Origin of the sequence: Desulfosarcina cetonica JCM 12296, assembly GCF_001311845.1 — a bacterium.
GTDB classification, from domain to species: Bacteria; Desulfobacterota; Desulfobacteria; order Desulfobacterales; family Desulfosarcinaceae; genus Desulfosarcina; species Desulfosarcina cetonica.
Genome location: NZ_BBCC01000056.1, coordinates 1 through 18,433 on the forward strand (window position 1 = coordinate 1; position 18,433 = coordinate 18,433).

Annotated in this window: 19 protein-coding genes and 3 pseudogenes; 4 read left to right on the plus strand and 18 right to left on the minus strand. The window is 55.0% G+C overall.

All coding sequences use genetic code 11. The features are described 5' to 3' along the window. The first annotated feature begins 52 nt into the window (after nt 1-52). The 3 genes and pseudogenes from JCM12296_RS14120 (at nt 53) to JCM12296_RS14130 (ending at nt 2,492) form a co-directional block, all read left to right on the plus strand. A complete protein-coding gene (locus JCM12296_RS14120; protein ID WP_054694172.1) occupies nt 53-886 on the plus strand; it encodes an RNA polymerase sigma factor in 834 nt (277 codons plus the stop codon). A 67-nt stretch (nt 887-953) separates the two neighbouring features. Continuing rightward, nucleotides 954-1,469 (plus strand): flavodoxin family protein, encoded by a 516-nt coding sequence (locus JCM12296_RS14125; protein WP_054694175.1) that lies wholly within the window; start codon nt 954-956, stop codon nt 1,467-1,469. A gap of 323 nt (nt 1,470-1,792) precedes the next feature. Next, nucleotides 1,793-2,492: pseudogene (locus JCM12296_RS14130) on the plus strand (flavodoxin family protein). Nucleotides 2,493-2,829: 337 nt separating this feature from the next. Here JCM12296_RS14130 and JCM12296_RS41860 read toward each other — a convergent pair. The 14 genes and pseudogenes from JCM12296_RS41860 to JCM12296_RS14180 form a co-directional block, all read right to left on the minus strand. Then, entirely contained in the window at nt 2,830-3,030 is a 201-nt protein-coding gene (locus JCM12296_RS41860; RefSeq protein ID WP_218188086.1) for a hypothetical protein, read from the minus strand. After that, nucleotides 3,003-3,632 (minus strand): hypothetical protein, encoded by a 630-nt coding sequence (locus JCM12296_RS41865; protein WP_218188087.1) that lies wholly within the window; start codon nt 3,630-3,632, stop codon nt 3,003-3,005. The genes JCM12296_RS41860 and JCM12296_RS41865 overlap by 28 nt, the downstream gene beginning before the upstream one ends. Next, nucleotides 3,629-6,169, minus strand: coding sequence for a CHC2 zinc finger domain-containing protein (locus tag JCM12296_RS14135; RefSeq protein WP_218188088.1), 2,541 nt, complete (start codon nt 6,167-6,169; stop codon nt 3,629-3,631). Before JCM12296_RS14135 ends, JCM12296_RS41865 begins: the two co-directional genes overlap by 4 nt. Before the next feature lie 29 nt (nt 6,170-6,198). Next, nucleotides 6,199-6,696: an ATP-binding domain-containing protein gene (locus tag JCM12296_RS44490; protein ID WP_281492015.1), complete on the minus strand. Its 498-nt coding sequence runs from the start codon at nt 6,694-6,696 to the stop codon at nt 6,199-6,201. A gap of 33 nt (nt 6,697-6,729) precedes the next feature. Further along, entirely contained in the window at nt 6,730-8,184 is a 1,455-nt protein-coding gene (locus tag JCM12296_RS14140; protein WP_246804306.1) for an AAA family ATPase, read from the minus strand. A 6-nt stretch (nt 8,185-8,190) separates the two neighbouring features. Next, nucleotides 8,191-8,403, minus strand: a pseudogene (locus JCM12296_RS50505) (YrrC family ATP-dependent DNA helicase); the annotation flags it as partial. Beyond that, a pseudogene (locus tag JCM12296_RS14145) lies at nt 8,373-8,792 on the minus strand (ERCC4 domain-containing protein); the annotation flags it as partial. The pseudogenes JCM12296_RS14145 and JCM12296_RS50505, both read right to left, overlap by 31 nt. Before the next feature lie 45 nt (nt 8,793-8,837). Further along, nucleotides 8,838-9,332 carry a DUF669 domain-containing protein gene (locus JCM12296_RS14150; RefSeq protein WP_054694178.1) on the minus strand — a complete coding sequence of 165 codons (495 nt, stop codon included), beginning with the start codon at nt 9,330-9,332 and terminating at the stop codon, nt 8,838-8,840. 22 nt (nt 9,333-9,354) lie between these two features. After that, nucleotides 9,355-10,134 carry an ATP-binding protein gene (locus tag JCM12296_RS14155; protein WP_054694181.1) on the minus strand — a complete coding sequence of 260 codons (780 nt, stop codon included), beginning with the start codon at nt 10,132-10,134 and terminating at the stop codon, nt 9,355-9,357. Nucleotides 10,135-10,156: 22 nt separating this feature from the next. Next, nucleotides 10,157-11,173, minus strand: coding sequence for a PD-(D/E)XK nuclease family protein (locus tag JCM12296_RS14160; RefSeq protein ID WP_054694185.1), 1,017 nt, complete (start codon nt 11,171-11,173; stop codon nt 10,157-10,159). Continuing rightward, a complete protein-coding gene (locus tag JCM12296_RS14165) occupies nt 11,173-11,487 on the minus strand; it encodes a hypothetical protein (RefSeq protein ID WP_054694189.1) in 315 nt (104 codons plus the stop codon). Before JCM12296_RS14165 ends, JCM12296_RS14160 begins: the two co-directional genes overlap by 1 nt. 132 nt (nt 11,488-11,619) lie before the next feature. After that, the gene (locus tag JCM12296_RS14170; RefSeq protein ID WP_054694192.1) at nt 11,620-12,207 is read right to left on the minus strand and encodes a sigma-70 family RNA polymerase sigma factor; all 588 of its coding nucleotides are present in this window, start codon (nt 12,205-12,207) and stop codon (nt 11,620-11,622) included. Nucleotides 12,208-12,390: 183 nt separating this feature from the next. After that, nucleotides 12,391-12,723 (minus strand): hypothetical protein, encoded by a 333-nt coding sequence (locus JCM12296_RS14175; RefSeq protein WP_054694195.1) that lies wholly within the window; start codon nt 12,721-12,723, stop codon nt 12,391-12,393. A 307-nt stretch (nt 12,724-13,030) separates the two neighbouring features. After that, on the minus strand, nt 13,031-13,267 hold the full coding sequence (locus JCM12296_RS14180; RefSeq protein WP_157067615.1) for a hypothetical protein: 237 nt from the start codon (nt 13,265-13,267) through the stop codon (nt 13,031-13,033). A gap of 321 nt (nt 13,268-13,588) precedes the next feature. On the opposite strand from JCM12296_RS14180, the gene JCM12296_RS14185 reads away from it, so the two are divergent. Further along, on the plus strand, nt 13,589-13,945 hold the full coding sequence (locus JCM12296_RS14185) for a hypothetical protein (protein WP_157067616.1): 357 nt from the start codon (nt 13,589-13,591) through the stop codon (nt 13,943-13,945). A 133-nt stretch (nt 13,946-14,078) separates the two neighbouring features. Here the strand turns inward: JCM12296_RS14185 and JCM12296_RS14190 are convergent, their stop codons facing one another. From JCM12296_RS14190 to JCM12296_RS47515, 4 genes are all read right to left on the minus strand, one after another. Continuing rightward, nucleotides 14,079-15,245: a hypothetical protein gene (locus JCM12296_RS14190; protein ID WP_054694203.1), complete on the minus strand. Its 1,167-nt coding sequence runs from the start codon at nt 15,243-15,245 to the stop codon at nt 14,079-14,081. A 359-nt stretch (nt 15,246-15,604) separates the two neighbouring features. Next, complete coding sequence (locus JCM12296_RS14195) at nt 15,605-16,087, minus strand: DUF3124 domain-containing protein (RefSeq protein ID WP_054694250.1); 483 nt, start codon at nt 16,085-16,087, stop codon at nt 15,605-15,607. A 46-nt stretch (nt 16,088-16,133) separates the two neighbouring features. Then, nucleotides 16,134-16,460, minus strand: coding sequence for a LexA family protein (locus JCM12296_RS14200; RefSeq protein ID WP_306304026.1), 327 nt, complete (start codon nt 16,458-16,460; stop codon nt 16,134-16,136). 57 nt (nt 16,461-16,517) lie between these two features. Beyond that, the gene (locus JCM12296_RS47515) at nt 16,518-18,317 is read right to left on the minus strand and encodes a monovalent cation:proton antiporter family protein (protein WP_281492016.1); all 1,800 of its coding nucleotides are present in this window, start codon (nt 18,315-18,317) and stop codon (nt 16,518-16,520) included. Nucleotides 18,318-18,433: the final 116 nt, after the last annotated feature.

Sequence of the window (18,433 nt, forward strand, 5' to 3'; positions counted from 1 at the left end):
CTGGAATATATTAGTCTAAATAGTAAAACACACTTATTGAAGGATTGTTTAGATGAATTCAAATTTGGAACAATACGTCAGGCAGGCAAAAAATGGGAATCTGCAGGCACTCGAAGAGGTTGTCTGCGGTATTCAAGAGAAAATTTACGGTTTGGCATTGCGGATGCTGGGTCACCAAGAAGATGCAGAAGATGAGACGCAGGAGATCCTAATCAAGGTGATAACACATTTGAGTGACTTTCGTGAAGAAAGTGCATTCAGTTCCTGGGTGTACAGAATCGCCTGTAATCACCTTCTGACTGCACGGAAAAAAAGGTCCGAATGCATGGGTTTGACATTCGATCTTCTGGAAGAATCGCTCTCTGACGGAATCGAAAATAAGGAACCTTTGACTGTTTCAGGACCGGAGCGGGATGTCTTGTTGGAAGAAACCAGGCTCGGCTGTATGCAGGGAGCCCTTATCTGTCTGACGAGGGAAGTGCGAATAGCCGTAATTCTCGGTGAACAATATGGGGTAACCAGTAAAGAAGGTGCTTTTATATTGGATATCACTCCTGAACTGTTCCGCAAACGCCTTTCCCGGGGCAGGAAAAGTTTACAGAATTTTATGCATAAAAACTGTGGTCTGGTCAATACCAACAATGCCTGCAGGTGTCACAAACAAGCCGGAGGACGCTTGAAAAATGGCCTGATCGATATGACTTTTGTTAAAAAGGAATATGCTTCAAAAGGCAGATCTGAGGCTTTGGCCCATTTGAAGGAATTGGCTGTAATCGACCGTACAGTTGCAATGTATCGCCAATATCCGGCTCATCATTCTCCTGATTCGTTTACTTATATTATAAAAAATTTGATCGATTCAGGAAAATTCAGAGTTTTTAGTTAATAGTACCCCTTGCAGATAAATCTGTTGAGAGCACTTGAAAAGATCATTTAAATAAGGAGGTTACATCATGAAAGTATTAGTGACTTATTTCAGCCAGAGTGGAAACACAGAAAAGATAGCCAAAGCCATTTGTGAGGAAGCGGCACAGGCCAATGAAGCCGAATTGAAAAAGCTTGAAGATATTACCCCCGAAGGTGTTGCTGAATACGATGTCATTTTTATCGGCTCACCGCTGCACTCCGGCAGCCTGGCAGCACCCGTAAAAGAATGTTTAGGTGTTCTCAAGACAAGTTCCGGTCAAAAAATGGCGGGTTTCATAACTCATATGGCCCCGGCCTATCCTGATCAGGACATGGAAGCCTTTACAGAGCCCATAAAAGCGGCATGCAAAGATAAAGGCATTGAATACAAGGGCTGTTTTGACTGCCAAGGTTTTTTGGCTGAAGCTATGCATGGTCCGGTGCAGAAGAAACTGAATATGGATGATGAACAGTGGGCAGGTATGGTTAAAGCGATGACCGGGCACCCTAACGAAGAAGATGTCGCAAACGCCAAAGCGTATGCAAAAGAAGTTTTGGGCTGAATTTAAACCCAATGCAAATATGGAGAAATAGAAATGGCAAAACACAATTGAGAAAACTGTAATTTAAGAGCACGGTACGACCAGAATCCAAGATCAATTATAGGTCGTTTGTGGAGGTGGCACATAAACTGGTGTCCCGGTTGGAAAGGGTACATTACCTCATTGCCGGATGAAGATCGAAACAGGATTTCACGAAGATACAATATGAAAAAATATCAAAATTGGGACGGGACCATCGGAGTCGAATTGCAGGAGCAGGCTTCGAACCATCTTAAGTAATATGCTAAAAAATCGCAGAACCAAAATCAGAGGAGAATTAAGCAATGAAAGTATTGGGTATTTCTGGAAGCCCCAGAAAAGAAGTCACATCAGGGACTTACAAGCTTGTGAAAACAGTTGTGGAGAACACCGGGTGTGAGTATGAGATTGTCTCTTTAAGGGGGAAGCAGATTTCAGGCTGCATTGCCTGCCTCGGATGTGCCAAGGATAATATATGTAAGGTAAAGGACGATTTAGAACCTGCGGGAGAAACTTGTGGAGGCGGACGCCCTTGTGATAGGAGGACCCAATTATTTTAACACCCTGAACGCTCTGACCCACGCTTTTTTTGAGCGTTGGTTTCAGTTCCGGCATCAGGCAGGCAATACCATGTGGGGGAAACTCGCCGTGGCCGTTGGCGTGGGTGGGATTCAGGGAAACGCCCCTGCAGATCAGATTGAACAAATGTTCATGTATAACTTTATTGAAACTGTGGCCAAGGTTCAAGGTCAAGGAGCTGCCTCCTGTTATAGCTGCGGATTTGGGGAAACCTGCGAGGTAGGGATACCAACCTATCTCCACGGCCCAGGAGTAAAATTTACGGATGATATCATTCCGAACGTTGAAAAGCAGACAGATGTGATGGTAGCCGCGGCAGATGCAGGAAAGCTGCTTGGACAGCGCCTTGGTGACGGACACGACAGAACAAAAGTGGCCAAGGAAGTCCAGGAAAAAGCCATGGTCATGTCCAGCCAGGCAGTATAATTGTAAAATACATTTGCATCGACTGTTACCGGCAGGGCCGGGTACTGTTAGAGGCAAAAATAACTGATTGTGGGGTTCTGGTTTACAGTACTTTTTTGTAGGAAACAAGAACCCCATAATCTGTCTATAGATGAACGCCCACGGCTCCTGGTTCGTGGGCGTTTACTTCTTGTGCCAGTAGTTGCTTTTAGGCCAGTCCAAAATCAGAAGCAATTTGGACTGCGGGCTGTTGCCAATAGTGCCCAGTCAGATCAGAGCATGATTTACCCAAAAATATGTCTGATATTCCTCAGCTTTCAGAAAATTGGCAACATTTTGTCCTTAGACGTTCTTCTATTCATCTCTGAATACAGCAGCGGATGTCGTAAGTGCGGATACGGGAGCGGTGCTGGTGAATCGCTATCTCGAACCCGACGTCCCGGATCGTCTCCAGGTCGTTCGAGAACCGTTGGGCGAATTGTTGAACCGAGTTCATGTGGAATGAAAGCCCGAAGTCCTTGGCCAGCCGCTTCAAGGCGATGAAAAGGTCGCGCGCCAAGCTCCCTCGATGGTCTCCTCATCCAAGAAGTCGAGCTGATAACGTTCGAGGAACGCCGCCTTGTTCGTCTTGGTCACGTTGAGCGCCGTGCTTTCCCGGTCGGCTTCCAGGGCATGGCGATATGCCTTGAAGAGCGCGGCCAGGACCGTGGCGATGGGATTCGATTCCCGCGCCGTCTCCATGCTGACACTGTTCAGCGACGCGATCCTGTCCAGGAACTCAGCGTGGAGATCGTCAAGGGCTCGGTCGATCACTTCCGACGGTTCGCCGGCGAGCATCATCAGGTACATGAGGCTCAGATAGTCGTTGCAGCGCCGTTTGCCGTGATTGCCCAAGGTTTTATGGAGCAGGCGCATCACCTTTTCCTGGGCTCCATCCCGGAGCATGGCCAATACCTGGCAGGTGCGTTTCATCAAGGCGGAGACGATGAGGTCGCGGTTCTCCCGGATGGAGGCCAGAATTTTCGCCTCGAGGAAACAGTCGCTGGCCTGCTCGTCCATATCGAAACGAATGATGAATGAACGGGACAATATCTCCGCCAACTCGCCGCCAAGCGGTTCGATGCCGGTGGTGTTGAGCAGACACTTGGTCCGCTCGATCACCGTCTCGGTGTCGGTGCCGCTCTTGCGCTTCTCCTTGCGATGCCGGTGATGCTGGTCAGGATGAAGGTGGTCAGGTCCTCGGTCATCTGTTTGACCTCGATGTTGTCGAGGACGATGAGCGGATTCTGCGACCCGTCGGTGTAGTTGGCCGCGTCGGTGCTCTTCTTCTGCTGAGGCTCGCCGTAGAGCAGCGCTGAGATCAGCTTGCTCGCGGTGGTCTTGCCCGATCCCGCTGGACCCTCGAACCGGGTCATCGGTCTGGTGCCGGCGAAATCGATCAGCAGAAAGCAGGACAGCCAAGAGAGGATCAATGACCTTTCGCCCGGGGCGCAGGTCATGTTGTCCAGGACCAGCTCCACCAGGAGGCGATCCGCCTCGTCGGGGTCGGCATCCGGCAAAAAGCGGATCGGAGCCATCTTCCGGGAGCCGTCCAGGATGACGCCGTCCGCGTTGCCGCCGTTCTTGAGCACCTCGATATCATCCGGTGTGATCCGGACGATCTCATGATCGTCGTTATTGAGGTTGAAATAGATGGTGTTGCGTGCGACGTCGGTGTGGAGCCAAGAGAAGTGATCCCTTACCTGGCCGCGCTCGACCGCGAGATTGGCCAGCACTTCATAGAAGGTGCGGCCACCCCCGGTTGTCTGTACAAGGTTCGTGTGCTTGTAGATGGTCGAGGAATAGAGCCTCTTGCGGCCGCGGTCCGGCGTGTCCATCCAGAATATGGTGTCTTCGAAAAACATGAACGGCTCTCCTTGCGGCGTGCGGAAAAACCGTGCTCCGTTGGCGGCGAACCATTCGAATGCGGCTTCGGCCATGCGCGCGAAGTCCGGTGAGCCGTTCTCTTCCTCCGTTTCGATCATCACCTGCTCGATCCTGGCCCGGCAGGAACCGGGAGGTGCACCGGTGCGGTGTTTTTCGCGCTTCTTCTCTTGACCGGCCTGAGACCGTCTCTCCTTCTGCACGGTGCGCACCTGGTCCCGCAGCGTGGACAAGGAGAGATTCGATTTTCCGAATCGTTCCTGAACCAGCTTCAGATATCGGTTCTGTTCCAGGGGGGACAGCCAAGCTATCTCGCGCAGGATCGGTTCGAGCTTCCGGTTGCGTTCATCTTCAGGGATATCGGTCGGAAGTCTGGAGATTCCGAATTCAAGCGGCGCGCAGGCCTCGCTGAGAAGCCGCTCGAAATCCTCCACCGTATGTCCCAAGGCGAAGTAGTCGTTGACATCGATCTTGGCCGCGGCGAGGAGGCGTTCCGCATCCTTGACATCTTCCTGGGGTCGTCCTTCGAGCCGCTTGGCAAGCTCACGTCGCCCGACCGCGGCATCAAGATCGAACCGCTCCCGCAGTTCACGTCGCGCCTCCTCTTGCCGGTCCTCGAGCGGCAGGACGACGAGCTTCGTCTGGATTCTGTGCCCGGCCAACACACTCGCGGTCTTGAGGGCACCGTCGAGTCCGGCCTGCGAAACCTCATTGTCCTGACAGATATACACCGTCTTCACGCCGCGGAGCTTGGGCAGGAGACGGTCCCAGTCGGAGCTCCTTATCCTGACCGTCACCGGAGAGACCGCAGGAAAACCGTGTTCCATCAGCGAGATGCAATCGGTGACGCCCTCGGTGATGATCACCCTTTCAGGACCTGCCAGCAGGCAGTCTTCGTTGTAGAGGTGACTGTTGTTGATACAGGGGGCGATGTGTTTGTTCGAGCTGTCGTCATGAACGGGCAGCTTTTTGTATTTACCCTGTTCCCAAGGTTTGTCCGGTGTCCAGGGCGTCTTGCGCCCGATCATGAAGACGACGCGTCCATGGCTCCAGTATGGAAAGACGATCCGACCTTCGAAGAAGGGGAAAAGACCGTCCTGACTCGTCGGCCGGAATGCCCCCGCCGCGGCGAGTTCACGCGGGCTGAAGGCCTTGTCGCCGTTGGTCAGCGCCGAGATGACGCCGGGATGTTCCCCGCCGGAGCCGCCCTTTGTCGGTTCGTTGGCGGCGTACCCGATGGTGAGTGAATCGATGGTTTCATCCGATAGTCGATAATTCGACCGCAGCCAGTCCAACACTTCCGGCGAGTCTTTGAGCCGTTGATGATAGTACGACGCCAGCGCGGTCAACGCTTCTTGGGCGCGGAGTTCCAGCACCCGCGCCGCTTCCGTCTCCTGCATCCGTTCCGGTGACAGCCCGTACTTGGCGAGCGGGGGCAGGTTCGCTTTCGTGGCCAGGAAGTCACGAGCCCGTTGGTGGCTTTCCGGCATGGGGCCGGACCGACCAGTTGTCACCTCACCGGATTGAATGAATTCGACGAGCTGAAGAACATCGCCGCCCAACCCGCAACCGAAGCAGTACCAGCCCTGCTTGTCGAGCATGATGTGAAGCGACCGGTGCGATTGACTCTTGTGCCTGGGGCAATCGCATTGGAGAAGGCGGACCGACTCATGTTGAATGTGGGAGCCGAGCAGTTCACGGGCGACAGAACCGATATCCAGATCGGTTATCAACCGATAGTATTCCTTGACATTGTCCATCGCCGCATTCGTCATGTCGCGCCTGGCTCCTACACGGATTCTTTCTATGCCGTCCCGGCGTCGGTCTTCTCGGCCAGGAGGAGGGAAAGAAACGTCTTCCTCTGGTCGACGTGGCGTTTCCTGGCACAGTTGCTGATTCCCCAACGGTCTCCGATGACCACAGCCGCTTCCTTGGCCCGGGTGACCCCCGTGTAGAAGAGATTGCGGTGGTGCATGAACGCATGGGATTTGTGCACGATGACTACGGCGCAGGGGAACTCCGATCCCTGGGTCTTGTGAATGGTGAGAGCGTAAGCGAGTTGAATATCGTAGAGGTTCGGGGAACCGGATTCGATCTCCACCGGCATTCCGTCGAACTCGATAATGAGCGAGCCGTCCCGCGCGACATTGGTGACAACGCCCACAGCGCCGTTCATCACGCCGAGTTCGTAGTTGTTCCGGGTCTGGATGACCTTGTCGCGTGGAAAGAGCTTGGGTTTGCGCCCGGCCGGGATAACCGGGACCTCCACTCCCCACAGCTTCTGTTGGATCAGCCGCTGCAACTCGCGGTTCAGATCGCGCGTGCCAGCGGCCCTTTATGTGTCGGCGTCAGGACCTGGACGTCGTTCACGAGGTCGAAGCAAGGCGCTCGTGCAAGACGTTCTCGAACATTTCGAGAAGAAACCGTTGCGCATCCCACTGGTCGGTGAACTGGTCGACCAAGTACCACGGCCGTCGACCCGAGGCTTCGGCTTCGCTGGTTTTGTGCACCTCGCCCCGCAGCACGGCGGTGCTGTTCTCCTTGAGAACGCCGCCTGCCGGACCACCTTGTCCAGAACCACCGTCGGAACCGCACGCGTCTGGACCAGATCGCGCAGCAGGTTGCCCGGACCTACGGGCGGCAGCTGATTGTGGTCGCCCACCAGCACCACGGCGGTCCGAGCCAGGTCGATGCACCGGAACAGCTGCCAGGCCAGCGGAATGTCCACCATCGAGACTTCGTCGACAACAACCACGTCGGTATCGAGGGGGTCTTCAGGCCCGCGGGCGAAATCTTGACCGTTGAAACCAAGCAGTCGGTGAATTGTGCTGGCACCGCGGTTCACGACCTCTTCGAGCCGTTTGGCGGCCTTGCCGGTGGGCGCGGTGAGGGTCACATGAAGGTCGAGTTCGTCATAAATATCCGTGATCGCCGAGACGGTGAATGTTTTTCCACTGCCCGCACCGCCGGTGATGAGGGTGATAGATTTGGAAATCGCCGCCAGGACGGCGATGCGTTGCCCCTCGTTGAGAGTGGGGACGATCCTGTCCACCAGGCCGGGCAGATCGCACCGTTCAGGAATGTGCGGATTGGCGACTCCCCCTTTTCGAAGCGTCCCGGCCAGGTCATCCTCCATCTTGCGGATGTCCGGTCGTGCGACCAGGAATCTGCCGCCGTGAGCGGCACAGGAAAGCGCGCCTTCATCGATCAGCGTGCTCAGCGTCTTTTCGATGCGGTCGCGGCTGTCGAGGACATCCATGACCAGAAGCATGTTGGCCTGATCGATCAGCTCTTCATACTCGATCCAGCAATCGCCTTGCTCCAGCGCCGTCGACACGCAATGGGTGATGCCGGCGCGGATGCGGGCCGGATCGTCCTTGTCCGTACCCATCTTGCGGGCGATCTTGTCGACGCGTTTGAATCCGAACCCGCGCACCTCGCGGACGATGATGTAGGGGTCGGCCTTGAGCAATCCCAGTACGTCATTGCCGAACTTCTTGACCAGAGATGTCACTTGGTAATGGGTCAGCCCGTAAGCGGCCAGCCAAGTGATTGCCTTGTTGGTCTGCCTGGTCTTCCGCCATTCCGTGCGCAACCTATGGATCGCCTCGATGCGAAGCCCCGCCGCCTGCGCAACGGCCTCCGGCTCCTCGCTGATGGCGCGGTCGAAGTCGCGGCCGAAACGCTGGGCGATCAGGCGGGCTTTTGCCGGTCCTATACCTTTTATATCCGGGTGATTGGCCAGGTAGTTGGCCAGACCGTCGGTATCCAGCTCAAGGTCATATTCCATAATGTCCACCTCGAACTGACGCCCGTACTTGGAGTGTGTAATCCAACGGCCGTGGAGTACGACGTGGTCCTGCTCGCGCGCATAGAATCTGCCGGCGAACTGGATTTCATCACCGGATTGCGTTTCCAGGCGGCCCGCGGAGAAACGCGGTCCAGCGTAGAAGACGGCGTCGATCCGCCCGCGGACGGTTATGGTGTTGTCTTTGGTTCGTTTTCCCATCGTGTCGGTCCCTTCCGGTGAAATCTGAGCAAATAGCCCTCGACGAAGCGGCAGGCGGCCTGCCGGTCCGAGCAGAAGAAGACCGGAATGTCGAAGTCGACGACGATGGAAAGAACGGTCCCGAGAACGGCGTTGGGATTCGCACCTGAGCGGTAGCGTCCACCGAGGATATCGCTGAGGTCGGCCTCAACCACGACACAAGCGGCTGCATATCCGGAAAGGCGCTGAAGCTCCCTCTTGAACCGTTTCCGGGAACGGATGACGGTGGAAACGAAGTCCTCGAGGGTCTTGCGCTCCACCGCCACCGAGTCCTCGTGCCCTTCGATGGAATAGTCCCCGGCGGGGAGTGCCCGGCGGATGACCGCCACGGATCGGGGATCGAAGGTGTAGGCTCCTGTTCCCGCGTGTCGACGACGACGGTGATCCGGTCCTCGTCAGAACGGCGCGAGGGCACCTTTGGCCGCCGTATCGTATTCGTCCCCGCCGTCTTCGAGCACGATGCGCCGGTTGAAATAGACGTTTTCGTTTTCGCCCCGGGTGCGCTTGGTCACCTCGATCTTGACGTTGAGCAGTTTGTCCAGGTTGTTGGGAAGCTCGGAGAGCTTATCGAGATCGAGCCCGCAGGTATGCAGGTCCGTTTTAAGCCACTTGATGTTCTCGCGGGTGGCCATCACGTTGTTGCGCCAGAGGAGCCTTCCCTGGAACCGCGGCGCGATCACTCGAAGCGTCCATTTGAGCATGGGATTGCCCGATGTCTGCGCCCGGGTCAGTTCCACCCGCTCGACGTTCACCTGGTATTTGCCGTCGTGGATCGGTTCGAATTCCCGATCTTCGACTTCAGCCTGCGCGAAATCGTCGTCGAACTGCGCAAGGTCGAGGTCCTCCGAGCCGAAAGGCTGGTCGTTGTGTCCGTAATCTTCGTTCTGCATGGTTGTATCCTCCATCTATGGGTTATTTACCGGCGGGAACGGGCTTCTTGTCCCGCGTATCCCCCGGTGCCGAGGTCGGCCGCGAGGCACCCGCCTTGGGCGCGGCCGCCGGCCTGTTGAACACTTCAGTGAACTTGGAAAAATCGAGATCGATGGTTTCGGGCAGGCGTCCCGTCCGATCACCCGCCTCGTAGTGCGGACTCGGCTTGGTGCGCATGACGCGGCGATAGGAAGTCTTCCCCTCCTCGTCGGTCACCGCCTCGAGGTCGCAGTAGAGGATGAGGTCGACCATGCCCACCACGATCTTGCGGGCTTTGTCAGGCAGGGTCGGGACGATGCGGGTGTATTTTCCGGTGCGGGTCTCGATCTCTTTTTCCACCGAATGGGAGACCAGAAAGAGGCCGTATGGCATAAAGGCCATCTTGGTCAGGACGCGATGGAACTCGTTGTTGATCAGAGCCCAGCCTTTTCCGTAGCCGAGGTCGGACTCGTGCTCGATCTTGAACTTGGTGCAGATATAGTCGCTGCACATCCGGTAGGCGTTATCGACCGTGTCGATGATGACGGTCTTGAACGGATGCTTGCCTTCAGCGATCTCTCCGCATGAGGCGAGCAGTTCGTCCCATGATCGGATGGGGACCTGATATACATCCAAGGCGTTCAGCCCCGGCTCGGTGGCCAGGAACAGGGCCCCGTCGGAATGCGAGCACCAGGTTGATTTGCCGATCTTGCTGCGCCCGTACACGAGCACGGTCAGATCGGCCAGGTTTTGTTTCTGCGGTGTTGTCTTGGTCGGTAGCATGTGTCTTCTCCTTTTCTTGTCCTCAAAATGCCGGAGCCTCATTTACCGAGGCTTCGTCCCGCAGCTCTTCATGCGGGGGGACTTTGCGGTAAAGGTTGTCGATGACGTTGGGACTGCCGTCGGAACGGCAGAGCGGGAAATACGCGCAGGGTCGCCGATAGTGGAAACAGAAGGCGGTGTTCTGGTAGAAGACGCCGCGCCGTCGGGCGTCGAGGAACGCCTGGGTCAGCTCCCACAGCTCGGCCTGCAGCGTCTCGAAGCGGTCGCGCGAGAGGTAGAGCATCTCCCGGTGGAACATGCCCGGCTCGGCGTACTTGGCGGCCAGTCGTTCCTGAAATGCGTCATCGCTTTCCGGGAGTTTGCGTTTGGCGCTGGTCTTCCCGGTCTTTGATTTCGCGATCAGTGCCGCACGGCGGGCTTGGTATTCGGCTTCGGTCTCGCCGCGGCCTTGTTGAAGGCGCGCTTTGACCAGGATGTTGTAGAGCACCCCTGCGATGCGGATGCCGAGTGTCTGCTCGACGTAACGGGAGTACAGAACGATCTGGAAGTCGGTCCACAACCGCTCCAGATAATCGGCGTCCACCTGAGAGGCTGTCTTATGTTCGAGCAGGTAATGCTCGTCACCGGTGCGGACGATTCCGTCCACGCGACCGGCCAGCACGAAGCTCCTCGATGATGCCCCCGTGGCCGGGTTGATGATCTTCCCGTCGAAGGTTCTCTCGAGGGATACAGCTTCGAACTCCTCGGTCGGATAGCACGACGCATAGCCCTTCATCATGGCAACAGCCAGGTGCCAATCGCGTTTTTGGGCCTCGTCCTGGTTCCGATTCGGGTAGGTCCGGTCGATATGGTCGAGGACCGCTTCCAGATTTCCGGTGCCGTGCCAGACCTCCAGGCATTGATGGATCACCGTCCCGAACGCCAGGTTGTGATCCTGCTCCAGGGGGACCAACTCGTGGATGTACCGCCATTCGCACGCCTTGCGGCAGTTGCGGAACAGGCTCCACATCGAATAGGTGGTGGTCGTATTCGCACCCATCACGCGGCCCCCGTAGCTTTCAGCTCCGGAGAGGCTGGATGCGCGTCTCCCACCCGTTCGACCTTGAACGCCTCTTCGCCGAACTCGCGGGAAAGGAACCCGGTGAAAATCCTGGCGATGGCGCGGCCGACATCGGTCGCCGCATCCACCACGCAGGAACGCTTTTTCGAGTCCAGACAGAAAGACGCATCGAGCCGTATCAGGGCGCGGCCGTGCAGGCTTTCGGCGGCGAGAACGGCAAGGAGCAAAGACTCCTCGACGTCCCGGAACGGGACCTTGGTATTAAAGTTGTATCTGTAGATTTCACGGTTCATTGTCTTGCCTCCGTTCTTTGCGATCCGTTTGGAGGGCGCGCCCGGGCCGGATGTCGTTGGGGCTTCTCGAACGCCTTGCCGGCATCCGACCCGGTCAATACCTACCGGAAGCGACCCCGGACCGTCGGGCGGTCAGAGGTAGTCCCTCAGTCCGGCGTCCTCGAAGATCGCGCGCAGCTTTTTGATGGATTCGTAGATCGTGCCCCGCGGAATGCCGGTGTCGCGGGAGATCTCGGTGACGGTTTCCGTTTCGAGACGCTGGCACAGGCTGCGCAGCTCGGGTGGGAGCTGCTCCACAGCCTTGTGGACATCGATGGTGAGCGCACGCAGCTCGTCCGCCGGGCGCGACAGCTTTCCGGTGCGTCGCAGGTATTCCTCTTGATCGATGGTCTCCATCCGTTCGATGGAGCCGCCTTCTTCGTCCTCGAACCGGTCGTTCAGGGAACATCGGCAGAGGCGGTAGTCCCGCATGCCGGCCTTCTGCGATTCGATGATGGTGGCGATCTTGTGCTCGACCACCCGGGCGATGAACGTGTTGCGCTGGGCGCGGTCGGGATTGAATTTGGGCAGTCGGCGAAGCAGGTCGAGCATCAACTCCTGCTCCAGATCGTCGCGGTCCGATTCCGTGAATCCGACCCGTCCGACCAATTGCCTCGCCTTGTACTTGATGAGTTGAACGGCATACTCGTCGATTCCTTCGTAGTGATTGTTGAAACCCATTTGAGCCTCCTCGGGGCCGAGGAGGAGCTCGTGTGGGTGTCGACCTGTGCCGGTACGGCCGCTCTAAACGAACTGAGCGGAGGTGTTGCGAGTACGCCGGTTTCGGCGACACCCACAACGACCTCCGCTCTGCGGCCAGTCAGTTGTCTGGTGTTGGACCGTGCTCTATCTGCCGGGCCGGATTCAGGCCCGGAGCGCGTCCGCGACGGTCATGCGGACGGGCAATCCGTTGTCGATCATGAGTTCCTGGATCGAGAGCGAACGCTCCCGGTCGAAGACCTCGAACAACTCCGCCACCTTCTTTTTGAGAGCGAAGCCGTCATTGCTACGGGAGACATTCGGCCCGTTGTCCTTGCCGAACAGAAACAGCCGCAGCACGGTGGGCGGCGGGTCGAAAACAGGTTCGCCGTTGCGCACCTCAAGGCTTTCGATCCGCCCGTAGTTGATCTCCTGCATCAACTCGATCAGGCGTTTCCTGGCAGGAGTCAGGGCCGCCTTTGTCACTACATCCGTCATACCGGACCTCCTTCCGCGCCTTCGGGCGCATCAACGAAAAACCCCCTGGAAGGCAGGTCCGGCGAAGGGTCCTCCCAGGGGGCGTTACCCGGATAACCCGGGCGTTTCTTGCTGGGGTGAAGGTCTCGCCGGACCTGTCACCCCTCATTGGCGAAATTTCGATGAATGGAGCCGGAAGCCCCGGTGCGCGGATGCGGAAAGGTGGGAATATCCTGATATTTCAGGCTGATGTGCAGACTAAGACGCGGAAACTTTTTTTGATTTTTTTTCCGATGGCCCAGCGAAATTCGCTGGCGAGGACGGATGGCTATTCGTCGGGGGAAATAAGGAAGAGTGCCTGCCAACCTTTTCCGTCATCTGTCAGGCGGAAGGGGTCGCCTTCGATGCGGAAAAAGTCACGCAGGTTTGTAGCGAGGATTTCCCGGCGTTTCTGGTTCCGCCGGTCGGCTTTGTTGCTGCTCCAGTCCAACACGCCGTGCTCGTCGGAAAAGGTGCGGAGCAGTTCCCACTGGACGGTTGGATCACCGTTCTTCTTGTTGGCCATACCCATCTGCGTGTAATTGAACACACCACCGGCCGACTTCACCTTGATCGAAACGGTATGGCCGTCCTTGAATCTTATCGAGACGTTCCCCCACGTTGCATCGGAGGAGTCGGGAAAAACACTATGCCTCCATTGTCTTTGGGAGACGGGAGGTTGGCCGTTCGGAACGGTGACAGGATGTCATCCAGGGAACGAAGGAGGCGAAGCTTGCGATTGCCGGTGAACCCTACGTTCTCCGATAATGGGATGAACGCCGAGTTTCTATCCGCCAGGAGCTTCTCCGTTTGTGCAGTACAAAGATCGCGTGAAGGGGCCAGAAGGATGAACGGGATATCGACCCTTCCCGTCAGCATCGACGACGCCACCGAGATCTGCAGGCTCCAGTTGGATAGTCAGGTAAACGGGGAATCGAAATCCGGCGTATGGGGAGTAGACGCCGATACGTGTCGTTCCATGGAGATCGGTCCGGGAATCCGGTTCTTTGATCAGCTTGAAAGTCTCGACTATCGCTCCATCCAAGGCCGCACGGTCCAATTCATAGACCACGATGTCGGACCGCTTCAAAGGAAAGGTGTCGCATCCACGCCCGCACCTGCAGACCGCGACTATGTCCTCCGGGTCATGTATGACCACATCGTGCTCGCAACCGCAGCCGCGTTGAACCGTGCAGGGATGTGATGATGCCAGTTTGCCGTTCGGTCGAAGAAATCCCTTGGCGGATTCATACCCGTCTCCGAATTTCGCCCGCCATTCTGCTTCCACGGCGGCCAATCCGGGGACGGCTTCGAGCGCCGGCCATGGATTCTTGGTATTACTCACTCTCATCTTCCTGGTCGGCAATGATGAATCCGCGTCTGGTGAGCCAATCTTCGACCACGGATGCATCGCTGTCCCTGGTGTACTGAGCGATGTTCGAAGGCCTGATCGTGACGGTGCGAGCGGTCTTGGAATCGGTGAATTTCACTTGGAAGCTCGCCCGGATGATCCGCGCCTTTTTGGGCATGGCGCGTCCGCTCCCGGAGTATGCGGCGAAGATATCGTTGGCTTTCCGAATCTCGATTTCCTTTTCCGCACCGCCCCAGAAGTATTGAATCTCTTTGAGCCGGACCCACTCCATGCCGTCGATGTCCGTGCAAACGATGGATGCCTCTCCATCAGTCCGCAAGGGTTCGAGTGTGTACTTGCCGGTTCCGGGAAAGAAATCCTCGTCGTTGAAAAGATGGCGACCGAACTCCTTACGGAAGGTATCCTTTTCACCCTTGTTGCAGGCATTCATCCGGAATTCGCCGATGGCTGGCTCATACACCAACACGTCGTATTTTTCGGGACGGTAAAAGACGCTCGATGGTTGACCGCTGACAAGGCTGCCCTCCCGCCTCATTGGATCGCCATGGCGTACCAGGAACCAGACGGAGTCTTTCTTGGGATAGACGAAGACCTTTGAGCCCCGGTCGCGCTTCTTCTTTTCGTACCAGTCGTCCAGGCTCTTTTCGAGCGCGGCCAAGGTTTTCGAAGTCGGCCGCTTGAATTTCGGAATCGGGCGTATCTCCGTCTGGAAATACTCGAAGGAGCGGGGCCTGGTGAGATACTGTTCCGCGTGCTTACGCTCCAGGAGGTCCTTGTCCTGAAGATAGACCTGAACGGCCACGTCCGCAGCCGTGGGATCGGGCTTTCCGTCAAGGGAGATGCCGTTGGTCTCCGCCTCCTGGAGAAGAGTGTCCATACACTCGGGCGTGGCCATCTCGTGTACGAAGAAGAGCGCGTCGAGCAATGATTTCGGCGTATCCGCGCCCGGATTCATGAGCACGTTGACAAGCTGATCGTAATCCAGACCGTCGGATGCGGATGGCGGTGGCAGCGTCAACCCTCGGCTGTCGAAATAGGATTTATGGGGCTTCAAGAGAGCCAGTAGGTGCTTACGCGCGATAGCCTTGAGGCCGTCGGCGTGGGCGAATCGCCTGAGGTTGTACGTTGCCATTTGTGTGTTCCTCCTTAACTTCTAAAATAACCTATACATTTTGTTGATTATTGAGCTCCTTTTGCTTGGCGGCAAAACGTTAGATATTCCTTCGTGTTTGAAATGGCTCGTTTACCTTAAAACCAATTGTCTGTAGTCATCTTGATGGCCTCTTAGGTGGAACCTCCGCTCCACAAAATTTACATCGGACAGTCTTGTTTTTCTTGTCAGATGAAACAACCTGCGGTCGTTTGCATTTCGGACAATCTCGTTTGAGGCCTAAGATTCTCCCCAGAATTGTTGAAATAAATATCGGATTCACTCTTTCTTCCTTCTTTTCTCTCCTGCCATGCTAATGCACTTTCGTTTTGCGAACCTGATTACTCAGGGATGATCACGCGACCCCGCGATGTAAAAGAAACACCTTGTTGTGTTTGTGTGCCAATCATTATTGATTCAACAATCGGCGGATTAACAGGTTTGTCAGCCTTCCATTCGACCATAAAGTTTGCACCAGATCCTCCACTCTCATCTCTTTCCGGTATTACGTAGCGCAATGATTCTAACGGCTTTAGAATCACCGGCGTTTTAATGTATTTCTTTAATAGTTGCCCTTGGGTTTCATAGTAATCCACTACGATAATTTTGATCGAGTGTTTTGGATCTATATTTCTGATGCTCAAGGTTACTGTCAATAAGAACGGCCTTTCCCTGTTTCCACTGTAGATGTGTGAATACGCTGGAACATAAATATTTTGTCCGCCAGACAGTCCGAAATGTTCACCCGCATAAGATGGCTGATACGATAAAATGGATATGGATAAGAATACGAAAATAATGGCTGATAATTGTTTGTAACTCATAAAACCTCCGATCAATCGAGCTGCATTAACATGCAGTTTTACATTTTTATGGTTGCGTATCATTCGGCTCTTTGATTATCACGATACCACGTGCTTTTCTGGGTTCACGTTTTAGGTACCCTTTGCGAACGAGTTGATTGATTTGCTCGTGCACGCTGGCGTGAGATATCCCAAGCGCGCCAGAAAGTTCTTTGATCGTCGGAGGGAACCCATGCTCGACCGTGAAAAATCGGATCTCTTGCAATGTGCGAAGCTGGGGCGCGGTTATCTCTTGAACGGGCTGTCTACCTTTTCTAGTATTACTCATTACTTCCGATCCTCTTATAAAAATTCTATCTCTATCAATTGAGACACCGCCTACCATTTCAATCATGCCTTACGAAAGCTATCGCCACGTTTTTTATGGCAAAATACTTCCATCTTTTTCGTTTCACGTTGGCGATGTTGCCATATGACAAAAAGCCTCCCGATTCCCCTCGTTTCCAATGATCGCAACCAAATCCTCCGACATTAAAACAAAATCGGCATCAGGATTGGGCTTCAGCTGCCCATTCCGAACAACACCGACGACAGAGGCACCAGTTGTTTTGCGTATTTCGCTTTCACCAATGGACCGATTCGCCATAGGACTTTCCTGGGATAACCGAATCCATTGCAAATCAAACTGCTGTTCGGCTCCTCGAAGTTGAGAAAGCACGCGGTAGCTGTCATTCGAATTAAACAACACCGCATAAAGTTCCTGCCGAATGGTATCGGTGTGACGTTGAACCTCCGTTGGCGGAATGTTTAGGTGGAGAAGAGACTGGCGCGTCATTTCAAGGCTCGCCTCGAACTCTGGAAGAACAACTTCTGAGACCCCAAGTTCTTTCATCACTTCGAAATAATCCGGGCCGGCGGTTCGTGCCACAATTTTAAGACGCCTGTTTAAGCGTTTCGAATGAAAGATTGTTGATCTGGTCGCTACAAGGTCGGGCATAGTCAAAATGAGAAGGGTTGCATTTTTAATTCCTGCTGCTTCAAGAACGATTTCCTGACTGGCATCGCCATAAATCACTGACATGCCGGTCCCCTTGGCTTGTTCAAACCGCCTATAATCAAGCTCGATAATGACAAATTGCATATTCAGACGCTTTAAAATCTGCGCTATCTGAAAACCTACACGTCCGCCACCTGCAATAACAACATGCCCTTTATATCCGTGGTCAGGAATGTTTGAAGTTTCCAGTCTCTCATGACGAAACCAACGCTTTTTAAGCGCGTAGATTTTGGTCGTCTGGCCTGAAATCAGTGGCGTGAGCACCATGGAAAGAATAGTTGCGGTTAAGACTAAAGAGTAAAGATCGTTGCTGATAGAACCCGTAGACAGCCCAACTCTGGCCAGAACAAAGGAAAACTCGCCAATTTGAAATAGTCCCAGTCCAACAGCCAATGGGATAACATTACGGTAATTGAAAACACGTGATACACCAGCAAATATTAGCCCTTTGCCAATACATACGGTTATTACCAACACGATGACTTCCCGAACATGGCCGAATAAAAACCCCGGATCGAAAAGCATCCCGACCGATGAAAAAAACAGTAGCCCGAAAAGATCTCGCAGTGGAATGATATCGCTCAAAGCCTGGTGGCCGTAGTCCGACTCGCTCAAGACCATTCCGGCGACAAACGCACCAAAGGCGAAGGAAAGTCCCGCCAGGTGGGTAATGTAGCCCACCCCAAGTCCGATGGCGGTAATCGCCAAAAGGAAAAGCTCCCTTGAGCCGAGTCTGGCGATATGCGACATCAGCCGTGGAAGCAATCGCGTTCCAAGCAAAACCATTCCTGTAATGAACCCCGCGGCCTTGAGGGCCGCAAAGCCAAGCGCCGGTAAACCCACGACCGGATTATTCAGTTGAGGAAGGATAATCATCATCGGGATCACAGCCAGATCCTGAACGATGAGCATCCCGATCATTACCTTGCTGGAGAGGGTTCCCAGCCAGCCTTGATTCATCAACGTTTTTAAAATTACCATCGTACTTGAAAGCGAAATCAGCGCACCGAGCCAAAGCGACGATTTCCAATCCAATCCCATCAGGTGGCCGATACCAAAACCGAGCCCCACGGTGAGGGCCATTTGGATCGGTGTCCCCACCAGCGCAACCATTTTGACAGGTTTAAGATCCTTGAGAGAAAATTCGAGTCCGAGGGCAAACAGTAGTAATGCAATACCGATCTCGGCAAGCAATTCGATCTCATGTATGTCTGAGACTGCCAAGGCCACCGTATGCGTCCAAGAACAATTCCCGCAACGATATATCCCAGGATGAGGGGTTGTCCCAGCCGCTGCAGCAGCAGCCCACA